Annotated in this window: 20 protein-coding genes; 8 read left to right on the top strand and 12 right to left on the bottom strand. The window is 64.7% G+C overall.

The window, feature by feature from the left end:
* Positions 1-46: 46 nt before the first annotated feature.
* The 4 genes from DDF70_RS14785 to DDF70_RS14770 all read right to left on the bottom strand — a co-directional run bounded on the left by DDF70_RS14785 (position 47) and on the right by DDF70_RS14770 (position 4,760).
* A complete protein-coding gene (locus tag DDF70_RS14785) occupies positions 47-1,129 on the bottom strand; it encodes a BMP family ABC transporter substrate-binding protein (RefSeq protein ID WP_114945619.1) in 1,083 nt (360 codons plus the stop codon).
* 103 nt (positions 1,130-1,232) lie between these two features.
* Positions 1,233-2,150 (bottom strand): ABC transporter permease, encoded by a 918-nt coding sequence (locus tag DDF70_RS14780; RefSeq protein ID WP_114945618.1) that lies wholly within the window; start codon positions 2,148-2,150, stop codon positions 1,233-1,235.
* Positions 2,147-3,223, bottom strand: a complete 1,077-nt coding sequence (locus tag DDF70_RS14775; RefSeq protein ID WP_114945617.1) for an ABC transporter permease — start codon at positions 3,221-3,223, stop codon at positions 2,147-2,149. Before DDF70_RS14775 ends, DDF70_RS14780 begins: the two co-directional genes overlap by 4 nt.
* Positions 3,213-4,760 carry an ABC transporter ATP-binding protein gene (locus DDF70_RS14770; RefSeq protein WP_114945616.1) on the bottom strand — a complete coding sequence of 516 codons (1,548 nt, stop codon included), beginning with the start codon at positions 4,758-4,760 and terminating at the stop codon, positions 3,213-3,215. The genes DDF70_RS14775 and DDF70_RS14770 overlap by 11 nt, the downstream gene beginning before the upstream one ends.
* 188 nt (positions 4,761-4,948) lie before the next feature.
* Between DDF70_RS14770 and DDF70_RS14765 the strand changes: the two genes are divergently transcribed.
* Positions 4,949-6,160 (top strand): UbiH/UbiF family hydroxylase, encoded by a 1,212-nt coding sequence (locus DDF70_RS14765; protein ID WP_170316078.1) that lies wholly within the window; start codon positions 4,949-4,951, stop codon positions 6,158-6,160.
* 128 nt (positions 6,161-6,288) lie between these two features.
* Here DDF70_RS14765 and DDF70_RS14760 read toward each other — a convergent pair whose 3' ends face one another.
* Positions 6,289-7,260, bottom strand: a complete 972-nt coding sequence (locus DDF70_RS14760) for an AEC family transporter (protein ID WP_114945615.1) — start codon at positions 7,258-7,260, stop codon at positions 6,289-6,291.
* A 221-nt stretch (positions 7,261-7,481) separates the two neighbouring features.
* On the opposite strand from DDF70_RS14760, the gene hspQ reads away from it, so the two are divergent.
* Positions 7,482-7,811, top strand: coding sequence for a heat shock protein HspQ (gene hspQ / locus DDF70_RS14755; RefSeq protein ID WP_114945614.1), 330 nt, complete (start codon positions 7,482-7,484; stop codon positions 7,809-7,811).
* Positions 7,812-7,883: 72 nt separating this feature from the next.
* Here hspQ and DDF70_RS14750 read toward each other — a convergent pair whose 3' ends face one another.
* Positions 7,884-8,672, bottom strand: a complete 789-nt coding sequence (locus DDF70_RS14750; RefSeq protein WP_114945613.1) for an invasion associated locus B family protein — start codon at positions 8,670-8,672, stop codon at positions 7,884-7,886.
* A gap of 218 nt (positions 8,673-8,890) precedes the next feature.
* Between DDF70_RS14750 and DDF70_RS14745 the strand changes: the two genes are divergently transcribed.
* Positions 8,891-10,705: an extracellular solute-binding protein gene (locus DDF70_RS14745; protein ID WP_114945612.1), complete on the top strand. Its 1,815-nt coding sequence runs from the start codon at positions 8,891-8,893 to the stop codon at positions 10,703-10,705.
* A 129-nt stretch (positions 10,706-10,834) separates the two neighbouring features.
* Entirely contained in the window at positions 10,835-11,179 is a 345-nt protein-coding gene (locus DDF70_RS14740; RefSeq protein WP_114945611.1) for a response regulator, read from the top strand.
* A 290-nt stretch (positions 11,180-11,469) separates the two neighbouring features.
* Here DDF70_RS14740 and mfd read toward each other — a convergent pair whose 3' ends face one another.
* The gene (gene mfd / locus DDF70_RS14735; RefSeq protein ID WP_170316077.1) at positions 11,470-14,991 is read right to left on the bottom strand and encodes a transcription-repair coupling factor; all 3,522 of its coding nucleotides are present in this window, start codon (positions 14,989-14,991) and stop codon (positions 11,470-11,472) included.
* Between the two features lie 253 nt (positions 14,992-15,244).
* Complete coding sequence (locus DDF70_RS14730; protein ID WP_114945649.1) at positions 15,245-15,541, bottom strand: FAD assembly factor SdhE; 297 nt, start codon at positions 15,539-15,541, stop codon at positions 15,245-15,247.
* Between the two features lie 190 nt (positions 15,542-15,731).
* On the opposite strand from DDF70_RS14730, the gene recG reads away from it, so the two are divergent.
* Entirely contained in the window at positions 15,732-17,849 is a 2,118-nt protein-coding gene (recG, locus tag DDF70_RS14725; protein WP_114945609.1) for an ATP-dependent DNA helicase RecG, read from the top strand.
* On the opposite strand, the gene DDF70_RS14720 is transcribed toward recG, so the two are convergent.
* The 3 genes from DDF70_RS14720 to glmU all read right to left on the bottom strand — a co-directional run bounded on the left by DDF70_RS14720 (position 17,801) and on the right by glmU (position 21,681).
* Entirely contained in the window at positions 17,801-18,370 is a 570-nt protein-coding gene (locus tag DDF70_RS14720; RefSeq protein WP_114945608.1) for a GNAT family N-acetyltransferase, read from the bottom strand. The two genes, recG and DDF70_RS14720, sit on opposite strands and share 49 nt — an antisense overlap.
* Complete coding sequence (gene glmS, locus DDF70_RS14715) at positions 18,367-20,193, bottom strand: glutamine--fructose-6-phosphate transaminase (isomerizing) (RefSeq protein WP_114945607.1); 1,827 nt, start codon at positions 20,191-20,193, stop codon at positions 18,367-18,369. The genes DDF70_RS14720 and glmS overlap by 4 nt, the downstream gene beginning before the upstream one ends.
* A gap of 111 nt (positions 20,194-20,304) precedes the next feature.
* Complete coding sequence (gene glmU / locus DDF70_RS14710; RefSeq protein ID WP_114945606.1) at positions 20,305-21,681, bottom strand: bifunctional UDP-N-acetylglucosamine diphosphorylase/glucosamine-1-phosphate N-acetyltransferase GlmU; 1,377 nt, start codon at positions 21,679-21,681, stop codon at positions 20,305-20,307.
* A gap of 325 nt (positions 21,682-22,006) precedes the next feature.
* On the opposite strand from glmU, the gene DDF70_RS14705 reads away from it, so the two are divergent.
* Positions 22,007-23,437 (top strand): OpgD/OpgG family glucan biosynthesis protein, encoded by a 1,431-nt coding sequence (locus DDF70_RS14705; RefSeq protein WP_114945605.1) that lies wholly within the window; start codon positions 22,007-22,009, stop codon positions 23,435-23,437.
* On the top strand, positions 23,413-25,608 hold the full coding sequence (gene mdoH, locus DDF70_RS14700; RefSeq protein ID WP_114945604.1) for a glucans biosynthesis glucosyltransferase MdoH: 2,196 nt from the start codon (positions 23,413-23,415) through the stop codon (positions 25,606-25,608). Before DDF70_RS14705 ends, mdoH begins: the two co-directional genes overlap by 25 nt.
* A gap of 21 nt (positions 25,609-25,629) precedes the next feature.
* On the opposite strand, the gene gcvA is transcribed toward mdoH, so the two are convergent.
* Positions 25,630-26,565, bottom strand: coding sequence for a transcriptional regulator GcvA (gcvA, locus tag DDF70_RS14695; RefSeq protein ID WP_114945603.1), 936 nt, complete (start codon positions 26,563-26,565; stop codon positions 25,630-25,632).
* 126 nt (positions 26,566-26,691) lie between these two features.
* Here gcvA and DDF70_RS14690 point away from each other — a divergent pair, with 126 nt between their 5' ends.
* Positions 26,692-26,892: a hypothetical protein gene (locus tag DDF70_RS14690; RefSeq protein ID WP_114945602.1), complete on the top strand. Its 201-nt coding sequence runs from the start codon at positions 26,692-26,694 to the stop codon at positions 26,890-26,892.
* Positions 26,893-26,895 lie beyond the last annotated feature (3 nt).

The raw sequence follows: 26,895 nt of genomic DNA, 5'->3' as shown, positions 1-26,895 counted from the left end.
GGCAGCCGGTCGCCCGGCTGCCCTTCCTGGTTCAAGCTCGTTCCGCTTATTGCGGGATCTTGTCCTCGATTCCCTTCACGTAGAAGTTCATGCCGAGCACCTGCTCGTCGGAGAGCGCGCCGTTGCCCTTGCACTCGATCTCCTTGCCGTCCTGGCCGATGACCGGGCACTTGAAGGGGTTGAGCTTGCCGGACTTGATGGCGGCCTCGGTCTCCTCGGCCATCTTCTTCACGTCGTCGGGCACGTTCTTGTAGGGCGTCATCACGACCATGTGGGCGTTGATGCCGCCCCAGGTGTCCTCCGACTTCCAGGTCCCGTCGAGAACCGCCTTGGCGCGAGAGACGTAGTAGTCGTCCCAATTGTCGGTGATGGCAGTGAGCTGCGCCTTAGGGGCGAAGCGCTCCATGTCGGAAGCCTGGCCGAAGCCGAACTTGCCGCGGGCCTCGGCGGCCTGGATTGGAGCCGGGCTGTCCGTGTGCTGAGCGAGGACATCGACACCCTGGTCGAGCAGTGCCTTGGCGGCATCGCCTTCCTTCGCCGGATCGAACCACGTGTTGGCGAACACGATCTTGATCTTGACGTTCGGGTTCACCGATTGCGCGCCGAGATAGTAGGCGTTGATGCCGGCGATCACTTCCGGGATCGGGAATGCGCCCACATAGCCGATGGTGTTGGACTTGGTCATCTTGCCGGCGATCACGCCGGTGATGTAGCGGCCTTCGTGGAATTTCGCCGCATAGGTCGAGAGGTTCGGAGCGCGCTTGAAGCCGGTGGCGTGCTCGAATTTGATGTTCGGATACTTCTTGGCGACCTTCAGGGTTGGCTCCATGAAGCCGAAGGACGTCGTGAAGATCAGGTCGTGGCCGGTGCGGGCAAGCTGTTCGATGGCGCGCTCGGAATCGGCCTCGGGCACGCTCTCGACGAAGGTGGTCGTCACCTTTCCAGGAAAGGCCTTTTCGATGGCCTGACGGCCCTGGTCGTGCTGGTGGCTCCAGCCGAAGTCACCCACGGGGCCCACATAGATGAAGCCGACCTTGATCTTGTCCTTCGCCTGCGCGAATGCGCCGGTGGCGGACAGAGCCAGGATCGCTGCCCCCGCAACGGCTCCGAAGACTTTCCCTGAAAACATGCTCGTTCCCTCGAGTTTGGATTTCACACATTCCGTCGCAGGTCTGAAGGCTTCTGGCAAGAATTCCTCTGCCTACACTTTGGTCAGATTAACACCAGTTTGCTCACCGGTCAGGCACGAATGGCACGCCCAGGGAACCTGGGGCGCCGATGGCCCGGCCATGGCGCAGGGAGAGGAGCAGCAGGGCGATGATCGTGGCAAGATACGGCACGGCCGACAGGAGCTGAGGCGGCACGCCGAACTGGGCCGCCTGGGCGTGGAGCTGCAGCACCGTCGCGGCCCCGAAGATATAGGCGCCGACGAGGAGCCAGCCCGGCCGCCACGCCGCGAAGACCACCAGAGCCAAGGCGATCCAGCCGCGCCCCGCCGTCATGCCGGGCGACCAGAAGCGGGTATAGACGAGGGCGAGATAGGCCCCGGCCAAGCCCGCGCAGGCGCCGCCGAACAGGATGGCCCAAAAGCGCACCCGCCAGACCGGCAGGCCCAGCGCATTGGCCGACGTATGGTTCTCGCCGATGGAGCGCAGGGTGAGACCGGAGCGCGTCCTGGCGAGATAGACGGCGACCAGGATCGTGAGCCCGATGGAGGCGTAAACGAAAAGGTCCTGCTCAAAAAACAGGCGACCGACGACCGGGATATCGCTCAACAAGGGAATGTCGAGATGTGCGACCGGGTCGCGCCGCGCGCCCACGAAAGGAGCGCCGATCAGGCCGGACAGGCCGAGGCCGAAGATCGTGAGCGCCAAGCCCGAGCCGACCTGATTAGCGGCAAAGCCCAGCACCACCAGGGCGAACAGGGCGGCCATCAGGACGCCCGCGAGCATCCCGGCGGCGACGCCGAGCAGGGTCGAGTCGAAGGTCACGGCGGCGGCGAAGCTGCAGGCGGCGCCCATCGCCATCATTCCTTCGACGCCGAGGTTGAGGACGCCGGAGCGCTCCGTCACCAGCTCGCCCAGGGCGGCGATCAGGAGTGGCGTGGACGCCGTCACGATGGTGAGCAGAATGGCCTCGAAAGTGGTCACTTGCCCCCTCCCTGTGAGACGAAACGAACGCGGTAGCTCACGAGCGCGTCGGCCGCGAGCACGCAGAGCAGCAGGATGCCCTGGAAGGCCTGCGTCAGATCGAGCGGCAGCTTCAGCATGATCTGCGCGCTCTCGCCGCCGATGAAGGTCAGGGCGACGACGAGGGCCGCGATCAGGATGCCGATGGGGTTAAGGCGCCCCAGGAAGGCCACCGTGATGGCCGTGAAGCCGTAACCGGGCGAAATCGACGGCTGCAGCTGACCGATCTGGCCCGACACTTCGGAAATGCCCGCCAAACCGGCCAGCCCGCCCGAGATGGCGAAGACGGCCATCGTGGTCGCCTTGGAGCTGAATCCCGCGAACCGCGCCGCCCGGGGCGCGTCGCCGGTCAGCTTGAGCCGGTAGCCGAACAGGGTCCGTCCGAGGATCACGGCGGTGAGCAGGACGGCGATCAGCGCGAACACGGCTCCGAAGTGGACACGGCCGCCTTCCAAAATCGGATGCAGCGTGGCTGACGGGTCGAAGGTCACCGATTGCGGGAAGTTGAAGCCCTTGGGATCGCGCCACGGGCCGCGCACCAGATAATCGAGGATCAGCTGCGCGACATAGACCAGCATGAGGCTGGTCAGGATCTCGTTGACGCCGAAGCGCGTCTTCAGGAAGGCCGGGATCAACCCGTAGAGCGCTCCGCCGATGATGCCGAGCAGCAGCATGAGCGGCAGCACCCAGAAACCGGCCTCCGTGCCATGGACTTTAAGCGCGAGCCAGCTGCCGAGCACGGCGCCGATCACGTACTGGCCTTCCGCGCCGATGTTCCAGAGATTGGCGCGGAAGCAATAGGACAGGCCGATGGCGATGAGGGCCAGCGGCGTCGCCTTGACGAGAAGCTCCTGCAGGGACCACGGGTCGCTCAGGGGCTGGAGCACGTAGACGTCGAAGGCCGCGATGGGCGAGCGGCCCATCAGCCAGATGACGAATCCCGCGATGAGGAAGGCCGTCACGAAGGCCGCCACTGGAGCGAGTGTCCGCATGACGGGAGACACGTTGGGACGGGGCGTCAGCTCAAAGCGCATGAGCACCCCCCTGGGCTTGTGCGACACCGAGCATTTCCAGGCCGATGGCTTCCTTGGTCCATTCACCGACGGGCTTGACCGGGCTCAACTGCCCTTGATGGATCACGGCCATCCTGTCGGCCACTTCGAACAGCTCGTCGAGATCCTGGCTGACGACCACGACGGCGCTGCCCGCGCGGGCGAGATCGACGAGCGCCTGACGGATGAGCCGCGCCGCACCCGCATCGACGCCCCAGGTGGGCTGATCGACGACGATGAGCTTCGGCTTGCGGATGATCTCACGGCCGATCACGAATTTCTGCAGGTTGCCTCCCGAGAGCTTGCGTGCCTGCGGATCCCCCTCGGGGGTGCGCACGTCGAAGCTCTGGATGATAGACCGGGCGAGCCGCTTGGCGGCATTCAGAAGGATGAAGCCGGAGCGGCTCACTTCGGTCGCCGCGTGGGAGATCAGGGTGTTCTCGCTCAGGCGATGGGTCGGAGCCGCCGCATGGCCGAGGCGTTCCTCCGGCACGAAGGCCGCGCCCAGGCGTCGGCGGGCGTCGATGCCCATGGTTCCCGAGGGCTTCCCGGCGATCACGATGGCATCCGGCCGATCGGCCAGACGCTCGCCCGACAGCGCGGCGAAGAATTCGCTCTGCCCGTTGCCAGCGACGCCGGCGATGCCCACGACCTCGCCGGCCCGTGCCTCGAGATCGATGTCGCGCAGGGCCTGTCCGTGGAGACCAGCCGGCGGCATCGAAAGGTGCGAGACCCTGAGCATCTCGCCCAGGACATGGTGCGGCGCGTCGGTGCGAACTTCCCCGACCTCGTTGCCGACCATCAATGCGGCGATCTCGCGGGCGCTCCTGGCCCGTGGATCGAGGGTGGCGACCACCCGCCCGGCACGCAGGATCGTGGCGCTGCGGCAGAGGCGGCGCACCTCCTCGAGCTTGTGCGAGATGTAGAGAATGGAGCAGCCCTCCGCCGAGAGACGGTCGAGGGTGGTAAAAAGATGCTCTGCCTCCTGCGGCGTCAGAACCGAAGTCGGCTCATCCAGGATCAGAAGCCTGGGGTTCTGGAGCAGGCAGCGGACGATCTCGATGCGCTGGCGCTCGCCGGCCGAGAGGGTCCAGACCGCGCGGTCGGCATCGAGCGCCAGGCCGTAGGTCCGGCTGATCTCGCCGAGCTTGCTGCGGACGGTGGACAGGCTCCATTCGTCCGACAGCGCCACGGCGATGTTCTCCGCAACGGTCAGTTCGTCGAACAGCGAGAAATGCTGGAACACCATGCCGAGGCCGAGATTGCGCGCCTCGACCGGGGAGCCGATGGAGACCGGACGGCCCTCCCACCGGATCTCGCCGGCGCTCGGCTCGATGACCCCGTAGAGGATCTTGACCAGTGTGGATTTGCCGGCGCCGTTCTCACCCAGAAGAGCGTGGATCTCGCCGGGCTGGATGGCCAGATTGATCCCGTCATTGGCGAGAAGGTCGCCATAGCGCTTGCTGATCCCTTGAAGTTCGACGAGGGGCGGCCCCGATGATGCTACGTCTGCCTTCACACAAGCGACTCTGATTTCAAGGGTTGCAGCTGGTTAGGAATTTGCACATGGATGACGGCCCGCGCGGCTCTTGGCAAGGGCCGAACGGGGGCGAACTTCCGTTATGGAACGATCATAGGGAAGCGCTGCGCCGGTCGGCAATGCCGAATCCGTGGTTTATTGTGAGTCCGCCAACCGTCCACAACCTGATGGTGAGAGTGCCCGTGACCGAGAACACCTATGACATCGCCATCGTCGGCGCCGGAGCCGTGGGCCTGAGTGCCGCCTTGGCCTTCGCCCGCGACGGCTACGAAACCGTTCTCATCGGCGGCCTCGACGTGCGCCGGGATGGGCGGACCGTCGCCCTTCTCAACGGCTCCGTGCGCTTCCTGGAAGTGCTCGGCGTCTGGCCCGCGGTGGCTTCCGTCGCGGCCCCGCTCGAGACGATGCGCATCATCGACTACACGGGCAGCCTGTTCCGTCCGCCCCCGGCTTCGTTCCGGGCCGGTGAGATCGGCCTCGACGCTTTCGGCTGGAACATCGAGAACGTTGCCCTCGTCGAGACCCTCGCCGACGTAGCCCGGAAGTCCGAGCACCTGACTCTCGTGCCGGAATTCGCAACGGGCTTCGCGAAGGACGACCAGGGTGCGGCCCTGACCCTGGCGGGCGGCGCGACAATCCGAGCAGGCCTCGTGGTCGCGGCCGACGGACGGAACTCCAAACTGCGCCAGATCGCCGGAATCGATGCGAAGACGTGGTCCTATCCGCAATCCGCCGTGACGGTCATCCTGGCCCACGACCGGGAGCACCGGGACACCTCGACGGAGTTCCATACCCGCCACGGACCCTTCACCCTGGTGCCCCTGCCCGGCCGCCGGTCCAGCCTGGTATGGGTCACTAGCAAGGAAGAGGCGGAACGCCTCTCGGGCCTCGACGACACGGCCCTCGCCCTTGCCATCGAGCGGCAGGCGCAATCGCATCTCGGGGCCATGCGCATCGACGGCCCGCGCGGGCTCGTGCCCATGAGCGGTCTCTCGGTCAATCGGTACAGCTCGCAGCACCTCGCCCTTGTCGGAGAGGCCGCCCACGTGTTCCCGCCCATCGGCGCCCAGGGCCTCAACCTCGGCTTCCGGGACGTCGCATCCCTGCGGGATGCTGTCGTCGATGCAGGAGACGAAGGTCACGCCCCCGGATCGGACCAGACCTTGACGCAGTATCAGCGCAGCCGGGACCTCGATGTCCGCCTGCGCACGGCCGCCGTGGACGGCCTGAACAGGACGCTCCTCACGGGCATGATCCCGACCGATTTCCTGCGCGGCGCCGGTCTTCTGGCCTTGAGCAACATCGGCCCCCTGCGCCGGATCGTCATGCGCGAGGGCGTTCTTCCGCGCGTCGGCGCGCCCCGATTGATGCAGGGTTAGGTCGGGTTGAAACCACCGTCGACATGGCCGGCCTCGTGCCGGCCATCCCGATCGTGTGAGGCACGGCGCTTTTCCAACCGGGATCACCGGCACAAGGCCGGTGATGACGTGGAGAGAGGATTATACCCTCACGGGAACAGGTCGTAAGGCAGAACCCCGGTCTTCGTGGTGAGGTAGAGAATGCCGGTCAGGGTGAACATCGACACCAGAGTGCCGACGAGGACGCAGGCCGAGGCGCGTTCCACGCCCACATTGTACTGGGTCGAGATGACGAAGATGTTGAGGGCGGGCGGCAGGGCCGCCATGATCATGGCGGCGTAGGTCCAGGCCGGGCCGAAATCGCCCACGGCTGACAGCACCACCCAGACCAGCAGCGGGTGGAGAATCAGCTTGATGAAGACGAGCGCCGGAACCTCGCCCGGCATCTGTCGCAACGGCCGCAGGGCCACCGTCACGCCGAGGATGAACAGTGCGCACGGCGCAGCCGCTCCGGACAGCCACGAGACGATCTGCTCGGCGGGCCCGGGAAGCCGGACATGCAGGTAGCTCGCCGCGATGCCGATGGCCGTGGCGACGTTGAACGGATGGGTCACCACGCGCCAGACGATCCGGCGGATCGTTGCGGGCAGGCTGAGCCGGTCGAGGCCAGCCATCGACATCAGCAGCGGGACCACGGAAAACAGGAACAGGTTGTCGAAGACGAAGATCAAGACCACCGGGGCACTGGCCGAGGTGCCGATGGCCGCGAGGATGAGCGGCGGCCCCATGTAGCCGATATTGGAATAGGACCCGGCCACCCCCTGCATGACGGATTGCGGCAGGTCCTTCGTGTGGCGCCAGCCGGTGGCGAACGAGAGCACGAAGGCGCAAGCGGTCGAGAAGGTCGTCGCAGCGACGAACGGCCAATTGGCCAGCTCGTCCAGGGGCTTATCGGCAATGAGCCGGTAGAACAGGCAGGGCAGCGCCACGTAGATGAGGAAGAACTGCATCCAGGCGAGCCCGGCCTCGGGCTGCTTCACCACCCTGCCGCAGAAGAAGCCGAGCCCGATGAGGCCGAAGAAAGGGGCAAGAAGATTGAACAGCCCGATCAGGTCGGACATCGGCGGCTCCGAATGGACAGCGGGAGGAAGGTACGACGGCCCCGAGGTGGATGCCTCTTCTGACAAGGTTCCCATCTTGCGGCAATCCTGCCTTTCGGAAGGGCGGCAGTCGCGAAATGCAAGGCTCCAGCCTGGAGCGGTTTCGCTCTCCTGATTGTGACAGATGGCCGATTTGGAGATTCCAGCGAGGATCTCTATATGGAGATCAAGGAGTTAAGACCATGAAAGCGAGTTCAGCAAAATTCGCGATCGGCCAAGTGGTTCGGCATCGGGTCTTCGATTTCAGGGGGCTCATCTTCGATGTCGATCCGGAATTCGACAACACCGAGGAATGGTGGCTGTCGATCCCTGAGGACGTCCGGCCCCGCAAGGACCAGCCTTTCTACCACCTCTTCGCCGAGAACGCGGAAACCGAGTACATTGCCTACGTTTCCGAGCAGAACCTTCTGCCCGACCATTCCGACGAGCCTCTGCGCAATCCGATGATTGCCGAGATGTTCACCCTGGAGAAGAACGGCATCTACAAGGCCAAGCCGATCCTGGCCAACTAAGATCTTCGATCGAGGCAAAAGAAAACGCCGGGCCAAAAGCCCGGCGTTTCTGTTTGGTCGATGCTTCGAGCCTTACGGCTTGGGAGCAGCCGGAGCGGCGGGAGCAGCAGCGCCGGGAGCGGCCGCGCCGCCCTGACCCTGGCTCTGGAGCATGCGCTGACGCATCTCCTCGCTCTTCTTCTGCAGCTCTTCCTGGAGCTTCTTCTGCTGCTCCTCGAGCACCTTCGGGTCGATCGGAGGACCGTCGAAAGCCTTGCCGAAGCCGGCGGCCGGGACGGCGAAGGTGATCTCGCGGCCCATCTGGTTCTGGACGCTGACGTTCAGGTTGCTGCCCTTTTTGATGGCGGCGATGAAGTCGTCCTTCACCTGAGCCTCGGCGAAGCAGCCGTTGGGCAGGCACATGACGTAGCGGCCGGCGGTCGCCTGGCCCTGATCCACGGCGAAGCGCAGGCCGGGCTGCAGGAGCAGTCCGAGCGGCATCACGAAGCGGACGACCTTCTGCGGCTGCTGACCCTTCACGTCATAGACGGCGAGAGCGAGAACCGGCTGGCCCTGGTCCGACACGAAGTCGCGGGTCGTGTAGCAGATCTCGGTGTTGGTGTTCTGGTCCTTGCCGCAGACCTTGGTCCATTCCGGCTGGGACGGCTCGGCCTTCACCTGCACGACCGTCGGGCCGGAATTCTGCTGCTGGGCGCCGCCTGGAGCGGGCTGCTGGGCCGGGGCGGCCGGACGGGTCGCCGGAGCCGCGGGCTTCGGGGCCGGAGCGGTCTGAGCCAGAACGGGTGCGCTCACCAGAAGAGCCATGGCGGTTGCCAGGCCACGGGTCCCCCCCAGGCTCGCGAAGCGTGTCGCGAAAGACATGTTTGTGATCCTCTTCAGTCGAAAGGTCGGCTTTCGAATATGCCGTTTATCCGGCGTGTTCTTAACCTGCAATGACGGGGTCCAAATCCTTGCCTAATGTGGCGAAGACAAGACGTGTGCGGCTCCTTTAACCTTTCGTGTGGTAGGTTTCCAGTCACCTCGGGCAAATTTCTGTACAACATTGCTCAGGTTGAACGCCGTCTTGCACCGGGAGCGTCATGGGCCTCAGGCTTATACGGAATCTGCTGATTGTCGCCGCGTTTCTCTTTCCGGCCCTGGGACTCGCAGCCGAGGCCGGTCAGGAGGCGCCGCGGCATGGCATCGCGATGCACGGGGAGCCTGCCCTTCCGCCGGGCTTCGAGCACCTGCCCTACGCCAATCCCCAGGCGCCGAAGGGTGGTCGAATCACGCTGGCCCTCCAGGGCACGTTCGACAGCCTCAATCCGTTGATCGTCCTCGGCGTCGCCCCGGACGCGGTGCCGCGCTACGTGCTCCAGAGCCTGATGATGCGCTCGACCGACGAGCCGTTCACGATCTACGGCCTCGTCGCCCGAACGGTCGAGATGCCGGAGGACCGGAGCTTCATCACCTTCAACCTTGATCCCCGCGCCCGCTTTTCGGACGGCCGTCCCCTGACGGCCGAGGACGTGCGCTTCTCCTTCGAGGCGCTGAAGAAATACGGCAAGCCCTTCCACCGCTCCAGCTTCGGGCAGGTAAAGGCCGTCGAGATCCTCGACCCGCACCGCATCCGCTTTGATCTCTCCGGCTCCAACGACCGGGAATTGCCGCTCCTCATCGGCATGACGATGCCGATCTTCCCGGCCCATGCGACCAACATGGAGACCTTCGACAAAACCTCCCTGACACCGCCCATCGGCTCCGGCCCCTATGCCCTGACCGAGGTGAGGCCCGGCGAGCGGGTCGTGCTGACGCGCCGCAAGGATTACTGGGGCGAGGATTTGGCCATCACCCGCGGCCTCTATAACTTCGACGAGATCCGGTACGATTTCTATCGCGATGCCAACAGCCTGTTCGAGGCCTTCAAGGCCGGGCTCTACGATTTCCGGATCGAGGGCGATCCGGGTCAATGGGCCACAGGCTACGACATCCCCGCCGTGAGGGACGGCCGCATCGTACGCGAGACCCTGGCGACCCGGCTGCCCAAGGGCATGAACGGCTTCGTGTTCAACACCCGCAGGGCCCTTTTCGCGGATGTGCGGGTTCGGGAGGCATTGAGCTACCTGTTCGATTTCGACTGGGTGAACCGCAACCTCTATTTCGGCCAGCTCACCCGCTCCGACAGCTATTTCGCCGGTTCCGACCTCGCCTCGACGGGCAGGCCCGCCGACGAGCGGGAACGCTCCTTGCTGGCGGCGTTCCCCGGCGCCGTGCGCGAGGACATCCTCGAAGGCCGCTGGGAACCGCCCGCCGGCGACGGCTCGGGCCGGGACCGGGAGACGGCGCGGCGCGCCCTCACGCTTCTGGCCGAGGCGGGCTGGATGCTGGAGAACGATGTCCTGCGCCGCAAGGGCACGAGCGAGCCCTTCGCCTTCGAGATGCTGGTCAATTCCCGCTCGCAGGAGCGGCTCGCGCTCAACTTCTCGCAATCCTTGAGCCGAATCGGCATTCAGGCCCGTGTGCGCCTCGTCGATGACGTGCAGTACTGGCGCCGCCTCGCCCGCTTCGACTTCGACATGGTGCAATGGCTCTGGCCCGGAACGCCCTCCCCGGGCAATGAACAGCGCAACCGCTGGGGCTCGGCCGCGGCGCAAAGGGGTGGGTCCCAGAACCACGCGGGGGTTACCTCGCCGGCGATCGACCGCCTGATCGACAGCCTGCTCGAGGCCAAAAGCCGGGAGGACTTCGTCTCGTCCGTGCGGGCGCTCGACCGCGCCCTCCTCTCAGGCTTCTACGTGGTTCCTCTTTTCTACCTGAAAGATCAATGGCTTGCCCACAAGGCCGATCTCAGGCGGCCGGACAGGACGCCGCTCATGGGGACCAATATCGATACCTGGTGGTGGCAGCCGCACTAACCCCGATGGGCCGTGCACGGGGCCTATTGTTGAGCTTCCATTCATGTAGATGATGAAACAAATGCTCTGCTTCGACGTTAGGTGAGCACCTCCTGTCTCATCTGTCGCGTCCAACTGCAGGGTATCGTCATGAACGCAATGCCGAAGGTTCTCGTCGTCGACAACGGCGACCGTGCTCCCGACAGTGCTCTGTCGATGGAACTGGCCGGCATGGGATATGCGAGCGTCACGACCCCCTTCGAGGCCGCCGACGATGTTCTGGCCCTGATTCCGAGTCCTGCGGCCGTGGTGCTGCAGATGCCCCGGGAGGCCGGCTGGGCCGAGCGGCGCCGCTTCCTGGAACTCGCCAACCGTCTCCGCAAGAACCTGGCCGAGAGCGGCACTCCCGTGATCCTTACGGGCGGCGTGAGCGGCGCCGTCACGATGCTCCAGAACCAGCTCAGCATGCACGCCGTCGCGGCGCAGGACATCTGAGCTTTCGGGTCCGCTATAACCCTCTCACGTCATCACCGGCCTTGTGCCGGTGATCTCGCTTATAGGACCGCCCTCGGTGTCATTCCCGGCCGAAGCGTCGCGGAGGGGCAGGGAATCCATAGCTCCGGGCGTGTCGGTGGATCCCCTTCCCGGCCTAAGGCCGCCGGGGATGACAGTCCCCACGTCATGGCCGGGCTTGTCCCGGCCATCCCGATACGGAGAGACTCGGCGTTTCATGCCATCGGGATCACCGGCACAAGGCCGGTGATGACGCGTCATGCGTTCACGCCCTAGGCCGCCTTCTTCTCCGCGATTCGCACGAGGCTGCGGAGGATCGTCGTCGAAGCCTTGATGCGCTCGTCCGGGGTTTCGGTGTCGCGGACGAACACGATCTTCATGTCGGGGCGTACCTTCGCGAAGGATGCCTGCTCGGTGACATAGGAGATGAGCCCGGTCGGGTTGGCGAAGGAATTGTCGCGGAAGGAAATAATGATGCCCTTCGGGCCGCCGTCCACCTTTTCCACGTTCGCACGACGGCAGAGCACCTTGATCGCCATGATCTTGAGAAGCTGATCGACCTCCGACGGCACCGGTCCGAAACGGTCCACCAGCTCGGCCCGGAACGCGTCGATCTCCTGGTCGGTCTCGAAGGTCGAGAGGCGACGGTAGAGCCCGAGCCGCAATTGCAGGTCGGCAATGTAGCTTTCCGGGATCATCACCGGCGCGCCGACCGCAATGGTGGGCGACCATTGATCCTCCGCCGGTTCCTCGATCCCGGCCTTGAGCTGCGCCACAGCCTCTTCCAGCATCTGCTGGTAGAGCTCGTAACCGACCTCCTTGATGTGGCCGGACTGCTCCTCGCCGAGCAGGTTGCCCGCGCCGCGGATGTCGAGATCGTGCGAGGCGAGCTGGAAGCCCGCGCCCAGGGTGTCGAGGGTCTGGAGCACCTTGAGGCGGCGTTCCGCCTGGACAGTCAGCGTCTTGTTGGCCGGGACAGAGAACAGGGCATAGGCGCGGGTCTTCGAGCGTCCGACGCGGCCGCGCAGCTGGTAGAGCTGGGACAGGCCGAACATGTCGGCCCGGTGGACGATGAGTGTGTTGGCGGTCGGGATGTCGAGGCCCGATTCCACGATGGTGGTGGAGAGCAGGATGTCGTACTTGCCCTCGTAGAAGGCCGTCATGACGTCTTCGAGCTGGCCCGCCGCCATCTGGCCGTGCGCCACCGCCACCTTCGCCTCAGGCACCTCCTTGTCGAGGAAGGCCTTCACGTCGCCGAGATCGTCGAGGCGAGGCACCACGTAGAAGGCCTGCCCGCCCCGGTAGCGCTCGCGCAGCAGCGCCTCGCGGATCAGGAGGGGGTCGAAGGGCGTGATGAAGGTGCGCACCGCAAGACGGTCCACCGGCGGCGTGGTGATCAGCGACAGCTCGCGTACGCCGGTCAGCGCCAGTTGCAGGGTGCGCGGGATCGGAGTGGCCGAGAGAGTCAGCACGTGCACCTCGGCGCGCAGCTCCTTCAGGCGCTCCTTGTGCGAAACGCCGAAATGCTGCTCCTCGTCGACGATGATGAGGCCGAGATCCTTGAACTTGATGGTCTTGCCGAGCACCGCATGGGTGCCGATGACGATGTCGACCGACCCGTCGGCCAGCCCCTCCTTGGTCTTCTTCATCTCGGCGGCCGGGACGAAGCGGGAGGCCTGCGCCACGTTGAGCGGCAGGCCGCGGAAGCGGTCGCAGAAGGTGCGGTAATGCTGGCGGGCCAGCAGCGTCGTCGGCACCACCACGGCCACCTGCTTGCCGCTCATGGCGGCGACGAACGCGGCGCGCAGCGCGACCTCCGTCTTGCCGAAGCCCACGTCGCCGCAGACAAGGCGATCCATCGGACGGCCCGAGGCCATGTCGTCCAGCACCGCTTCGATGGCGTTGAGCTGGTCCTCGGTCTCGTCATAGGGGAAGCGGGCCGCGAATTCGTCGTAGAGGCCTTCCGGCGGCGTCAGACGAGGTGCTTCCTTGAGGATGCGGGCTGCGGCGATCTTCATGAGCGCGCCCGCCATCTCGCGGATGCGCTGCTTCATGCGCGCCTTGCGGGCCTGCCACGCCCCGCCGCCGAGCTTGTCGAGCTGGACTTCCGTCTCTTCCGACCCGTAGCGGGTCAGAAGCTCGATGTTCTCCACCGGCAGGAACAGGCGGTCGCCGCCCGCATAATGCAGCTCGAGGCAATCGTGCGGCGCGCCCGCCGCCTCGATGGTCTTCAGGCCCTCGAAGCGGCCGATGCCGTGATCCACATGGACCACGAGGTCGCCCGGCGTCAGCGCCGCAACCTCGGTGAGGAAGTCCTGCGGCCGCTTTGATTTGCGCTTCTGGCGCACGAGGCGGTCGCCTAGGATGTCCTGCTCGCTGATGACGGCGAGGTCGGCCGTCTCGAAGCCCGATTCGAGCGGCCAGATGCCGACCGGGATCTCGTTGCGCGGATAGGCCATCGCGTCGGAGAAACGGGCGATGGGCTTCGTCTGGCGCAGGTCGTGGTCCTGCAGCACATGGCACAGGCGTTCACGCGAGCCTTCGGTCCAGGCGCCAAGCATCACACGCTTCTTGCCGGCCTGGAGTTCGCGGATGTGCCGAACCACCGCCTCGAACACGTTCGCGTTCTCGTCGGCACGCTCGGCAATGAAGTTGCGTCCCTGCCGGGCCTCGCAATCGATGACGAGACGGCCGGAGGATTCCGGCACGGCGAAGGGGGTCAGCCGCGCGAGCGGCAGTTTGGCCGTGCGGTCGGACCATTCGTCCGGCTTGAAATAGAGCGCATCCGGCGGGAGCGGGCGATACGGCGCGACCCCGGGTTGGTTCTGCCCCATGGCCTCGCGGCGGGCGTCGTAATAATCCTTCACCTGGGCGAGGCGCTCTCCGGCGGCATCGTCGGCCAGCGTGTCGAACACCACCGGAATGCCCGGCAGGTAGTCGAACAGGGTGTCGAGATGGTCGTGGAACAGGGGCATCCAGTGCTCGAGGCCGGGATAGCGCCTGCCTTCGCTGATCGCCTCGTAGAGCCTGTCGTCCCGGGTCGGCGCCCCGAAGGCCGCCACGTAGGACTGCCGGAAGCGCCGGATGCTCTCCGTGGTGAGCTGGACCTCGCTCATGGGAACCAGATCGAGGGACCGCAGGGTACCGACCGTGCGCTGGGTCTCCGGGTCGAAGGCGCGGATCGATTCCAGGGCATCGCCGAAGAAGTCGAGGCGCACCGGGTTGGGAAGCCCCGCCGGGAACAGATCGATGATGCCACCCCGGACCGCGTATTCGCCCGTGTCGCGCACGGTGCCGGTACGCAGGAAGCCGTTGGCCTCGAGCCAGTTGATGAGCTGCGTCGTGTCGACCACGTTGCCCGGCGCTGCCGAGAAGGTCTCGGCCGCGATGCGAGCTTTCGGCGGCACGCGCTGGACCAGGGCATTCACCGTGGTCGAGAGGATGCGCGGCTTGTCCTCCGAGGTCTTGGAGCGGGCAAGCCGGGCAAGCGTCGTCATCCGCTGGGCCGTGATCGCCGCATTGGGCGAGACCCGGTCATAGGGCTGGCAGTCCCAGGCCGGGAAGGTCAGGATCTCGATCTCGGGCGCGATGAAGGCGAGGCTGTTGGCGAAGTTCTGCTGCCGCTGTCCGTCGCGTGCCACATGAACCAGAACCGCCGGCCCCTCCACCTGCCCCGACAGGCCGCGTGCAAGATCGGCGACGGCAAGCGCGTCGAAGCCGTCCGGCACGCTGGACAGCGTCAGGCTTTGACCCTTCTTCAGGGCGTCGAGAGCACGGGTCAGGGCTGGCTTCATGATGAGGTATCGGTTCAGAGATCAAGGAGAACGCAGGCCCGAGGGGCCGGTTCGTTAAATTGAAGGAGCGGTGTGGTTTAGTCCGATGCAAGGGCTCCTGTCATCCCCGGTGAGGCGCCACGCTTTGTGACTGGTATGGGGACCAACCACCCACGTCATCACCGGCCTTGTGCCGGTGATCCCGACCAATTGAAGCGCCGAGCCTTTCCTTATCGGGATGGCCGGCACGAGGCCGGCCATGACGTGGTGAGCGTCAGCTGTGAATCGGCGACGTGTGGGTGTGGAACGCCTTCAGCCTCTTGAACAGCGGCGTGTCGTAATTGGAGGGCGTTTCGATCTCGCCCGTGATCCAGCCGAGCAGGTCGCGGTCGGTCACCTCGATCAGGCGCTCGAACTCGTCGAGGTCCTCCTCGGACAGCTCGCCGATCTCCGCATCCGCGAAGCGGCCCATGATCAGGTCCATCTCCCGCATGCCGCGATGCCAGGAGCGATACAGGATCTGCCTGCGGCGGGTGTCGAGGCCGGCGCTGCTGCGTGTCGTTCCGCTCATGGCTTTGCTCCGATCGATCAAAGATAACGTCGCCTCCAGGCGACCCAGCGCATCGCGCGGACCAAGAGGGCCCCACGATGCGCCGCCTAAAGCAATGAGCATCGGATAGCTCCCAAAAGTGCATTCCACTTTTGGGTCCGATGCTCTAGCCGCTATATAACCATCTCCCTTCCAGATGCCACCCGTTTGAATGTCATTGCGTCCGTCCATCCTCGATCCGTTCTTCGCCCCTGCCAACACCCTTCCCGGCGTCGGCCCGAAGATCGCCCCCCTGCTGGACCGTCTCCTCGGCGAGCCGGGCAAGCCCACGCGCGTCATGGACCTGCTGTTCCACGTGCCGACCAGCGGCATCTCCCGGGAGATGAAGGGATCGGTCGCCGATGCCCCCGTGGGCGAGCCGGTGACGCTTTCCGTGACCGTCGTGGGGCATCGTCCCCCGCCGCCCGGCCGCCGGGCTCCCTACCGGATCCTCGTGGAAGACGAGACCGGCGACGTGACACTGGTCTTCTTCAACGGCCAGAAGGCCCGCCTCGAAAAGATCCTACCGGTGGGCGAGCGCCGCTACGTGTCGGGCAAGATCGAGCTATGGGACGGACGGCGCCAGATGGTCCATCCGGACCGGATCCTGGACGAGAAGGGCATCGCGGACCTGCCCGCCGTCGAGGCGGTCTATGGCCTCACCGAGGGTCTCTCCTCGCGGATGGTGGGCAAGTTTATCGGAGCCGCCCTCGAAAAGATCCCCGGTCTGCCGGAATGGCAGGATGCGGCCTGGCTCGACCGGAACGCCCTGCCCGATTTCCGGCAGGCGCTGTTTGCCCTGCACAAGCCCGACAACGCCGCGCAGCTCTCCGAGGAGGCGATCGCCAAGTCCGCGCCGCGCCGGCGCCTCGCCTATGACGAGCTGCTGGCCTCCCAGCTGGCCTTGGCGCTCGTGCGCAGCCGCATGCGGCGGCTGCCGGGCCGGGTGAACGCCGGAGACGGCCATCTGGTCGAACGGCTGAAGGCCGCCCTGCCCTTCGGGCTCACCGGCTCGCAGGCCCGGGCCATCGAGGACATCCGGCACGACCTCACGTCCGACAAGAAGATGCTGCGCCTGCTCCAGGGCGATGTGGGCTCGGGCAAGACGGTGGTCGGCCTGCTCACCATGGCGAGCGCCATCGAGGCGGGCCGGCAGGCCGCCATGATGGCCCCGACCGAAATCCTCGCCCGCCAGCACTACGAACGCCTCGCCCCCATGGCCGAACAGGCGGGGCTCACCATCACCCTGCTCACCGGGCGGGAGAAAGGCGTCGCGCGCCGGACCATCCTGGCGGGACTCGCGGACGGCAGCATCCAGATCGCGGTCGGCACCCACGCCCTGTTCCAGGAAGGCGTGGCGTTCCAGGACCTCGGCGTCGCCGTGGTGGACGAGCAGCACCGCTTCGGCGTGCACCAGCGCCTCGCGCTCGGCTCCAAGGGCGAGGCGGTCGACATTCTCGTCATGACCGCCACCCCGATCCCGCGCACCCTGGCGCTCACCTATTTCGGCGACATGGACGTGTCGGTGCTGAGCGAAAAGCCTGCCGGCCGCAAGCCCATCGGCACGAAGCTCATTGCCATCGACCGGCTCGACGAGGTGGTCGGCGGCATCGGCCGCGCCATCGCCAACGGCGATCAGGTCTATTGGGTCTGCCCGCTCGTGGGCGAATCCGAATCCATCGATCTCGCGGCCGCGGAGGAGCGCTACGAGATGCTGAAGAGCTTCTTCGGCGATCAGGTCGGCCTCGTCCACGGCAAGATGGCCGGCAAGGACAAGGATGCCGCCATGGAGCGCTTCTCCGGCGGCGAGACCAAGATCCTCGTCTCCACCACGGTGATCGAGGTCGGAGTCGACGTGCCGAACGCCACGATCATGGTCATCGAGCACGCCGAGCGCTTCGGCCTCGCCCAACTCCACCAGCTGCGCGGCCGCATCGGCCGGGGCTCGAAATCATCGACCTGCCTGCTGGTCTACAAGGGACCCTTGGGCCAGGTCGCCCAGGCCCGGCTCGAGATGATGCGCCAGACCGAGGACGGCTTCCGCATTGCCGAAGAGGACCTGCGCCTGCGCGGCGAAGGCGAGGTCCTCGGCACGCGCCAATCCGGAACGCCGGGTTTCAAGCTCGCCCGACTGGAGGTGGACGGCGATCTCCTCGGAGCCGCCCGGGACGACGCCCGCCTGATCGTGGACCGCGATCCCGATCTCGTGAGTGAGCGGGGACAGGCTCTGCGGGTGCTGCTCTACCTGTTCGAACGGGACTCGGCGATCCGGCTGCTGCGGGCGGGCTGATCGAGGCGCAGCGCCATGATGCAGCGCCGGGCCGGATCGTGCCCAGCCGCTGCCTCGTCCCGCAGCTTCTCGCGGTGCCGAGCTCCGGCCTCGTCCGGGTCGACCTCGACGAACCCCAATCGGGCATAAAACGGCCCGTTCCACGACAGGTCACGATAGGTCGACAGCGTAATGGCACCGAATCCCAGTCGCCTGCCATGGTCTATGGCAGCTTCTATCAACCGGACACCAATTCCCTGGCGCTGGTGCGACTGGGCAACCGAGACCTCCGCGATGTAGAACGAGCCATCCAGCTCGTGGCCGGCGAGAAAGCCGACCGGCTCGTCGTTTCCGTCAGCAGCCACCCACAGCGTCCCGCCTCGGCAGAGATCGGCCAAGACGCCCGGATTCATCGTATCACCGTCGGCGAGCCACGCCAGACCGACGTCGCGAAAGACCGACGCAGCGGAGCGCTCGACGGCCCCGAGCCGGTCCAGATCGTCCCGCCGCGCCAGGCGGATGGCATAACCCGGAGGTTTCATTCCACCGTGACGGATTTCGCGAGATTGCGCGGCTGATCCACGTCTTTGCCCATGAAAACGGCCGTGTGATAGGCGAGCAGCTGGATCGGAACCGCGTTCACGATCGGTGCCACGACCGGATGCGCGGACGGCAGGATAATGGTCGCCATGGTGTCGAGACCGGCTTCCAGCGCACCGCGCTCGTCCGTGATGAGGATGATGCGTCCACCGCGGGCGGCCACTTCCTGCATGTTGGACACAGTCTTCTCGAAGATGTTGTCGTGCGGCGCGATCACGATCACGGGCATCGTCTCGTCGATGAGCGCAATGGGACCGTGCTTGAGCTCGCCCGCCGCATAGCCTTCAGCGTGAATGTACGAGATTTCCTTGAGCTTCAAAGCTCCTTCCATGGCGAGTGGATAGGACGTGCCGCGCCCGAGATACAGCACGTCCTTCGCCTTGGAGAGGTCGCGGGCCAGGATTTCGATCTGATGCTCGCGCTTCATGGCCTCGGTCATCTGACCAGGAACGGCAATGAGGGCATTGACCAGCTCCTTCTCCTCCTCGGCACTGAGGGCGCCGCGCGCCCGGCCGGCCGCGATGGCAAGAGACAGGAGGACCGTGAGCTGGCAGGTGAAGGCCTTGGTCGAGGCCACGCCCACCTCGACGCCCGCTAGCGTCTGCGCGATGACATTGCTCTCGCGCGCCATGGTGGAGGTCGGCACGTTCACCACGGAGAGCGTATGCTGCTTCTCGGCGGTGGCATAGCGGAGCGAAGCCAGCGTATCCGCCGTCTCGCCCGATTGGGACACGAACAATGCCAAGCCGCCTGGCTCCAGAGGAGCCTCCCGGTAACGGAACTCGGACGCGACATCGATCTCGACCGGGATGCGCGCCAGACGCTCGAACCAGTATTTCGAGATCAGCCCCGCGAGATACGCGGTTCCGCAGGCGGAGATGGAGATCCGCTTCAGGTCCCTGAAGTCGAAAGGCAATTCGACTGGCAGTTCAACGCGCTCGGCTCCGAAGTTCACGTAATGGGCGAGCGTGCGGCCCACGACCTCCGCCTGTTCATGGATCTCCTTGGCCATGAAATGGCGGTAATTGCCCTTGTCGGCTAGGAAGGAACCAACCGGTATCCTGTGTCGGACCCGTTGCACCGGCTTGCCGCTCTCGTCCCGGATATCGGCCCCTCTACGGGTCAGGATCGCCCAATCGCCGTCATCCAGATAGACCACCTCATCCGTGAACGGGGCCAAGGCCAGAGCGTCCGAGCCGAGATACATCTCGCCCTCGCCATAGCCGATGGCGAGGGGTGCGCCGTGGCGGGCGCCGATCAGCAGGTCGTCCTCACCCGAGAACAGGAATCCGAGCGCGAAAGCACCGCGCAGGCGCGGCAAGGTCACGGCGACCGCTTCGATGGGTAGCCGTCCCTGGCGAATCTCATAGGTCACGAGTTGGGCAACCACTTCGGTATCGGTCTCCGTCTCGAACCGCACCCCCTTCGCCTCGAGCCCCGTCTTCAGCTCCCGGAAGTTCTCGATGATACCGTTATGGACGACCGCGAGCTTATCGGTCGCATGGGGATGGGCATTGGTCTCATTGGGCTTGCCATGAGTGGCCCACCGGGTGTGGCCGATGCCGATCACACCGGAGAGCGGGGCCTGGGAGAGCTTGGTCTCCAGATTGCGCAGCTTGCCCTCGGCACGCCGGCGGTCGAGCCGGCCTTCCTCCAGAGTCGCGACGCCGGCGGAATCGTACCCGCGATACTCCAGCCGCTTGAGAGCCTCCACGATCTGTGGCGCGACAGGAGTCTTTCCGACAATTCCAACGATTCCGCACATGCCCTGAAACTTCCTCCATCTAATCCGACAGCCGCTAAGCTCCGAGGTGTCCTTACAGAGGCTCGGCCTTACGGCGGAATCAACTTGCGTAACCTATTGTGACAAGGGTCCTTATTTCTTCTTGGCGGCCTGAGCCTTCTCTCTGAATGCAAGGGCCCAGCCTTCTTTTACAATCTGACGTCCGCGGCCGAGGGCCAAAGCGTTCTCAGGGATATTGTCCGTAATAACCGACCCGGATCCGACGAAAGCTCCTTTGCCGATGGTGATGGGAGCCACGAGTGAGGAGTTCGAGCCGATGAAGGCTCCCTCGCCGATCTCCGTCCGGTACTTGCCGTATCCGTCGTAATTGCAGGTGATCGTGCCCGCGCCGATATTGACCTCGGCTCCGATGCTGGCATCGCCCAGATAGGTCAGGTGGCTCACCTTGGCGCCGGCCCCGAGCTCCGTGTTCTTGATCTCGACGAAATTGCCGACCTTGGCCTTGGGACCGATCGAGGCGCCCGGGCGCAGCCGCGCGAAGGGCCCGACGCCGGCTCCGGATGCAATCCGCGTGCCCTCAAGGTGGCTGAAGCTATGCACGACAGCCCCCTCCTCGACAACAACGCCGGGACCGAAGACGACATGAGGCTCCACCACGACATCCTGTCCAAGACGGGTGTCATGGCTGAAGAAGACCGTCTCGGGAGCCACGAGGGTCACACCCGATGCCATGGCCTCCTGGCGCAGCCGCTCCTGGATGATCCGCTCGGCTGCCGCGAGCTGGGCCCGGTCGTTGACGCCGTGAACCTCGTCTTCAGGGACGACCACGGCGGCTGTCCTATATCCAAGGGAGCGAGCGATCTCGACGATGTCCGTGAGATAGTACTCGCCCTTCGCGTTGTCATTTCTGACTTGGTCGAGCAACGTGAGGGCAAGGTCGCCGCGGATTGCCATCAAGCCGCCGTTGCAGAGCGTGATCCTGCGCTCGGCCTCGCTGGCGTCCTTGTGCTCGCGGATGGCTAGAAGCTCATCGCCGGATGTGATGAAACGGCCATAACCAGTGGGATCCTTCGCCTCGAAACCCATGGCCACAACGCCGGCCCCTTGCGCGAGCGGAGCCCGGAGCTTGGCGAAGGTTTCGGCCAGGACGAGCGGCGTATCGCCGAAGGCGATGATGACATCGTCCGCTCCAAGGGCCAGAGCCTCCCGGGCACTCAGCACCGCATGGGCTGTCCCGAGCCGATCCTTTTGAACGAAGATCCGCGCTTCGGGAAAACCCTTCTGCACTTCCTTCGCGACATCGTCCCGGTCCGGCCCGATGACCGCAGCAACACTCGAGGCGCCGGCTTTCGCGAGAGTGGCAAGCACATGGCCGACCATGGAACGGTTCGCCACCTGGTGCAGGACCTTGGGCTTTCCGGATTTCATCCGGGTTCCCTCACCTGCGGCCAGTACGACGGCAAGGCAGCTACGTGACGATGGCGTCTTGAAGGAGTCAGGCGAGGTCATACAGTTTCAATCCCGTGACACTTTGGTGTCGAACTTAGTCCGAAGGGGTATTTCAGCAATCTTTTCATAAGCAATGAGGCGCTTTCCACCGCCAGCTGCGTTTACTTCATGCTCACGATTGACGATATGTATAGGGCATTCCAACTGTCTGGCTGAAGAGCCTCGTTCACACAAGAGTATCGCTGTGCCGGTTCCGCCAAGGGGTTCCTCCCCTTTTCATCCTCGCCGGCGCGACATGCTGGCCTATATCGGCGTCTCCGTCGCCGGGCTCGCATACGCGCCTGCCGTCCGAGCCCAAACACCTCAAGCGACAATTTCAGCAAGGATGGGCGAGAATCAGCGGTTCGACCCGGCGGTTGTGATCGATATTGCACGGCAGCTCTCCAAGAAGCCGTATGTAGCCGCCCCGAACGATCTGCCGGATGTGTTCGGCAACCTGAATCAGGAGCAATACTCCACCATCCGCTACAATCAGCCGGCCATCTGGAGCACGGAAAACCGCGGCATCTCCGTCGAGCCGCTTCATCGAGGCTTCGTGTTCAGGGATGCGGTGGATCTCTACCTCGTGGAGGATGGCGCCGTCAGACGGATCGGCTTCAGCCCGAGCCAGTTCGATTATGGCCGCATCAATCCGCCGAACAATCTGCCGGATATCGGCTTTTCGGGCTTCAAGCTGATCGCGCAGCTCGGAAACGGGAAACCGTTCGACTTCGCCTTCGTTCAGGGCGGCACCTTCTTCCGTGCCATCGCACGCGGCCAGTCTTACGGTGCGATCGCCCGGGCTCTGACCTTGCGCCCGGCCGAAGCACGTGGTGAGGAATTTCCGGTTTTCCGTGCATTCTGGCTCGAACGTCCGGCCGTAGGGAGCAACGCCATCACCGTGCATGGCGTACTCGATTCGGAATCGACCACCGGCGCGGTGCGAATGACGTTCCGCCCTGGCGACATGACCATCGTCGACGTGGAGATGACCCTCTTCCCTCGCGTCAACCTGGAGCATGTGGGCCTCGGGGGGATCGCCTCGACCTACCTCTATGGGCCGAACGATCTTCTCAACTCGGACGACATCCGCCCCGCCGTCTACGAATCCTCCGGGCTCCAGATGCTGAACGGCTCGGGAGAATGGCTGTGGCGTCCGCTGCACAATCCCGAAACTCTTCAGATTTCGGCCTTCGTCGACAGCTCACCACGTGGATTCGGCCTGCTGCAGCGGGAGCGTTCCTATGAAGCCTTCCAGGACGACGACCAGCGATTCGAGCGCAAGCCGAGCCTCTGGATCGAGCCGTTGGGCGATTGGGGCCAAGGCAGCGTCCAGCTGCTCGAAATTCCGACCGACTCGGAAATCAACGACAATATTCTGACCTATTGGCGTCCGAAGGCGCCGATGGCGGCCGGGTCCGAAGTCGCCATTGCGTACCGGCAGTATTGGGGATGGAACGCCCCTGAACGGCCGCCCCTTGCAACCGTATCGGCGACGCGCTCGGGCCGGGGCAGCGGGGGCAGGAGACGGCGATTCACGGTCGACTTTACCGGCGACGCGCTGGGCGACAATCTGCCGACGGACCTAAAATCGGTTCTGACCGTTGGCCCTGGAACGTTTCAGAACCTCAAACTTTTGCCATATCCGGAACGAAAGACAGTACGTGTTGCGTTCGAGCTTGACCCGGGCAACGAAAACGCGTGTGAGATGCGCCTGATCCTTGAAGCAGGCGGGAAACCGATTAGCGAGACATGGCTTTATCGTTGGACACCGTAGGTCCCGACTCTAACCCGAACGTGGCCGCCCTCGGACGGCCCACACCCTCTATGCCGCCGGAAAAGCACCTGGACATGCCGACCCAGTCGCTTCGCCGCTGGTCGGAATCGGAGGAGCGCCGGCCGCTTCACCAGCACCCCAAGCTGGGGATCTGGCTCGCCCGCCTTTTCGTTTTCGGAGGCGGATTGCTGCTGACCGCCTACGGCACCTACGAGATGTACCAAGTCGTGTCGGTGAGCCGGACGACGGCGCTCCAGTGGGTGCTCGTTGCGCTGTTCACCGTGAACTTCTCCTGGATCGCAGTCGCTTTCACCAGCGCCCTGTTAGGCTTCTTCGCCCTGCTGCGGCGCCCCGGACACAGGGGGCACCTGCCTGCTTCGCTGAAGCAGCGCACTGCCATCGTCATGCCTGTCTATAACGAGCAGACGGACCGGACCTTTGCAGCCCTGGAAGCGATCCATGAATCGGTCGAGGCGACAGGCCTCGGTGACCATTTCGACTACTTCATCCTGTCCGATACTACGAATCCGGATGCCTGGGTGGCGGAGGAGCGGGCATTCCTTGCCCTAAGGGAGCGTCTTGGCCCGGGAGCGAGGTTCTACTACCGCCATCGCCAGAAGAACCACCATCGCAAGGCCGGCAACATTGCCGATTTCGTGTCCCGCTGGGGCGGGCATTACGAGCACATGCTGGTCCTCGACGCCGACAGCCTCATGACGGGTGAGTGCATCGTGCGCTTGGCTGCCGCCATGGAAGCCGATCCCGATGCGGGAATCATTCAGTCGCTGCCGCTCATCATCAACCGCAACACGCTCTTTGCCCGGCTTCAGCAATATGCCGCGCGTGTCACGGGTCCGGTCATCGCGATGGGCCTCGCAGTCTGGATGGGGCGAGACGGCAATTACTGGGGCCATAATGCGATCATCCGGACCAAGGCCTTCGCCGCCCATGGCGGGCTGCCCGACCTGAAGGGCAAACCTCCCTTCGGCGGCCATATCCTGAGCCATGACTTCGTCGAGGCGGCCCTTCTGCGCCGTGCCGGATGGTCGGTCTATATGCTGGCGGATCTGCAGGGCTCCTATGAAGAGAGCCCGCCGTCCCTCATCGACCTGTCGGCTCGTGACAGGCGCTGGTGCCAAGGCAATCTCCAGCACATGCGGGTCATCGGGGCCAAAGGCCTGAAGCTGCCGACGCGACAGCACTTCGCCACCGGCATCATGTCCTATCTCGCCTCACCGTTCTGGCTGTTCCAGCTGATCGTCGGTATCGCGCTGGTCCTGCAGACCACCTACATCCGGCCGGAATATTTCGCCCGTGACTTCCGCCTTTATCCGATCTGGCCCCGGTTCGACCCCGAGCGAGCCCTGGCGCTCTTCGCGCTGACCATGGGGATCCTGCTGGCCCCGAAGATCTTCGGTCTCCTGCTGATGCTCATCCGCAGCAGCGACCGGCGGGCATCGGGAGGAGGCATCCGGCTGATCATCTCGTCCACGATCGAGATCATCCTCTCCGCGCTCCTGGCACCGATCCTGATGCTCATCCAGTCGGGCTCGGTCTTCCAGATCCTGCTCGGACGCGACACGGGCTGGCAGCCGCAGCGTCGCGACGACGGATCCATCCCATTCAAGGATATCGTGCGCCGCCACCGCGCCCACACGGTTCTCGGAATACTGGCCGGCATCTCCGCCTTCATGATCGCCACATCCCTGTTCCTTTGGATGTCCCCCACGATCATCGGCCTGCTGCTTGCCATTCCCCTTTCCTGGCTCAGCGGCCAACTCGGCGCCGGTCTGGCGCTGAAACGGCTGGGGCTTCTGCGTACGCCCGAGGAGTACCAGCCGCCTGCCATCGCGACGCGCGCAAACGAGCTGCAGGCTCGCAATGCCGCTTTCGGCTTTGACGACGCCGACAGTGTCCGGGCCATCTATGAGGATGCCAACCTGCGGGAGCGGCACCTCGAAATGTTGCCGCCCGCCCTGCCCCGCAAGCGCGGCATCATCGAGACGGAGCGGGCCCTCGCGGAGGCTAAACTCGTCGATGCCGAAACCATCGACGATGCCGTCAGCTGGTTGCACAACAAGGAGCGGATGGTCGTTCTCCACGACCGGGCGCTCATCGACATGCTCGTCCATCTGAAGCCCAAGCCCGCAGAAGCGCAGGCGGCGGAATAAGAAGTGATGAAAACCGGGGCGTCACGCCCCGGTTTTCGCATTGGCCCTGCAATCCGCCGCCTCGCTGTCCCCTGCCACCTCGCTCAACACCCAATCCCTGAAAGCCTCGACCTTTGCGGAGCGTCTCCGGGCCTTCGGATAAACGAGCCAGTAGCTCCGGTCCGTGGTGGCCAGCAGATCGAATGGCTTCACCAGCCGTCCGGAGGCCAAGTCCTCGGGAAAGAAAAAGGGATTGATGAGCGCGACGCCCTGCCCGGCGATGGCAGCCATGCCCTCGAGCTGCTGGACCCCCAGCGAATTGTCGGGGCGCCGCGAGAGGTCGACATTCGTCTCTCCTGCAGCGGCGAACCAGTCCTGCCACCAGGGATCGCTCGGAGAGATGAGCGGGAGTTTGAGAATATCGATGGGCTCCCGCAACTCGACGTTTTTGAGCAATTCGGGGCTGCACACCGGGATGAACTGGTTCGGAAACAGGACATGTGTCTCGAGTCCCGGCCAGTCTCCTGTGCCGCTCCTGATCCCGATGTCGAACTCGCTGCGACCAAGCTCCACTATCTCGGTCGAGACGGAGATCTGAACGGCAATGTTCGGATGAAGCTGCCGGAAGCGCCCCAGGCGCGGCACGAGCCAGTTGGAAGCGAAGGTGGATAGGGTCGTGAGCGACAGGACTGTTTGCAGCGTCTCTTCAACACCCGAGAACGCATTCCGAAGGGCTTCGAAGGCTTCCGTTACGGCGGGCGCAAGCTGGCGCCCCTTGGTCGTCAGGGTCACTTGGCGGGGCAAGCGGTTGAAGAGCTGTGCTCCGACCCGGTCTTCGAGAATCTTGATCTGGTAGCTCACCGCAGCCTGCGTCATGCCGAGTTCTTCGGCAGCGCGGGTAAAGCTCTGATGCCGGGCAGCCGCCTCGAAGACTCGGACGGCGCTCATGGGAGGGAGTTTGGAAGGCGGATTAGACATGATGATCCATAAGGCTACCTTATGCCAGCCTATCGGCAATTGCTTTGTCAAGTTTTCCTGACAAGCGCATCCTCTTTCCCATCACCACGGCCCTGGAGCCCTGGCAAACCATCACGGTAGGCTGTCATGAGATACGAAGATGCGCGCCGCGTTCGCGGCGTCGAAAGCGCTTGGCTGCGGTTGAAGCTCTGGTTCCGCCCGGATTTCCGGAAGACGCAGCCCGTGATCCGGGACCTGGGCGCCCTGTCCGATCACGAGCGGCGCGACATCGGTCTTCCCGAACCTGCCCGCTACATGGACTGGCGCGCCCTGATGGAGAAGATGTGATCC

The sequence above is a fragment of the Microvirga calopogonii genome (assembly GCF_003347665.1).
Classification (GTDB): domain Bacteria; phylum Pseudomonadota; class Alphaproteobacteria; order Rhizobiales; family Beijerinckiaceae; genus Microvirga; species Microvirga calopogonii.
This window is presented reverse-complemented; position numbering and strand designations above follow the sequence as displayed.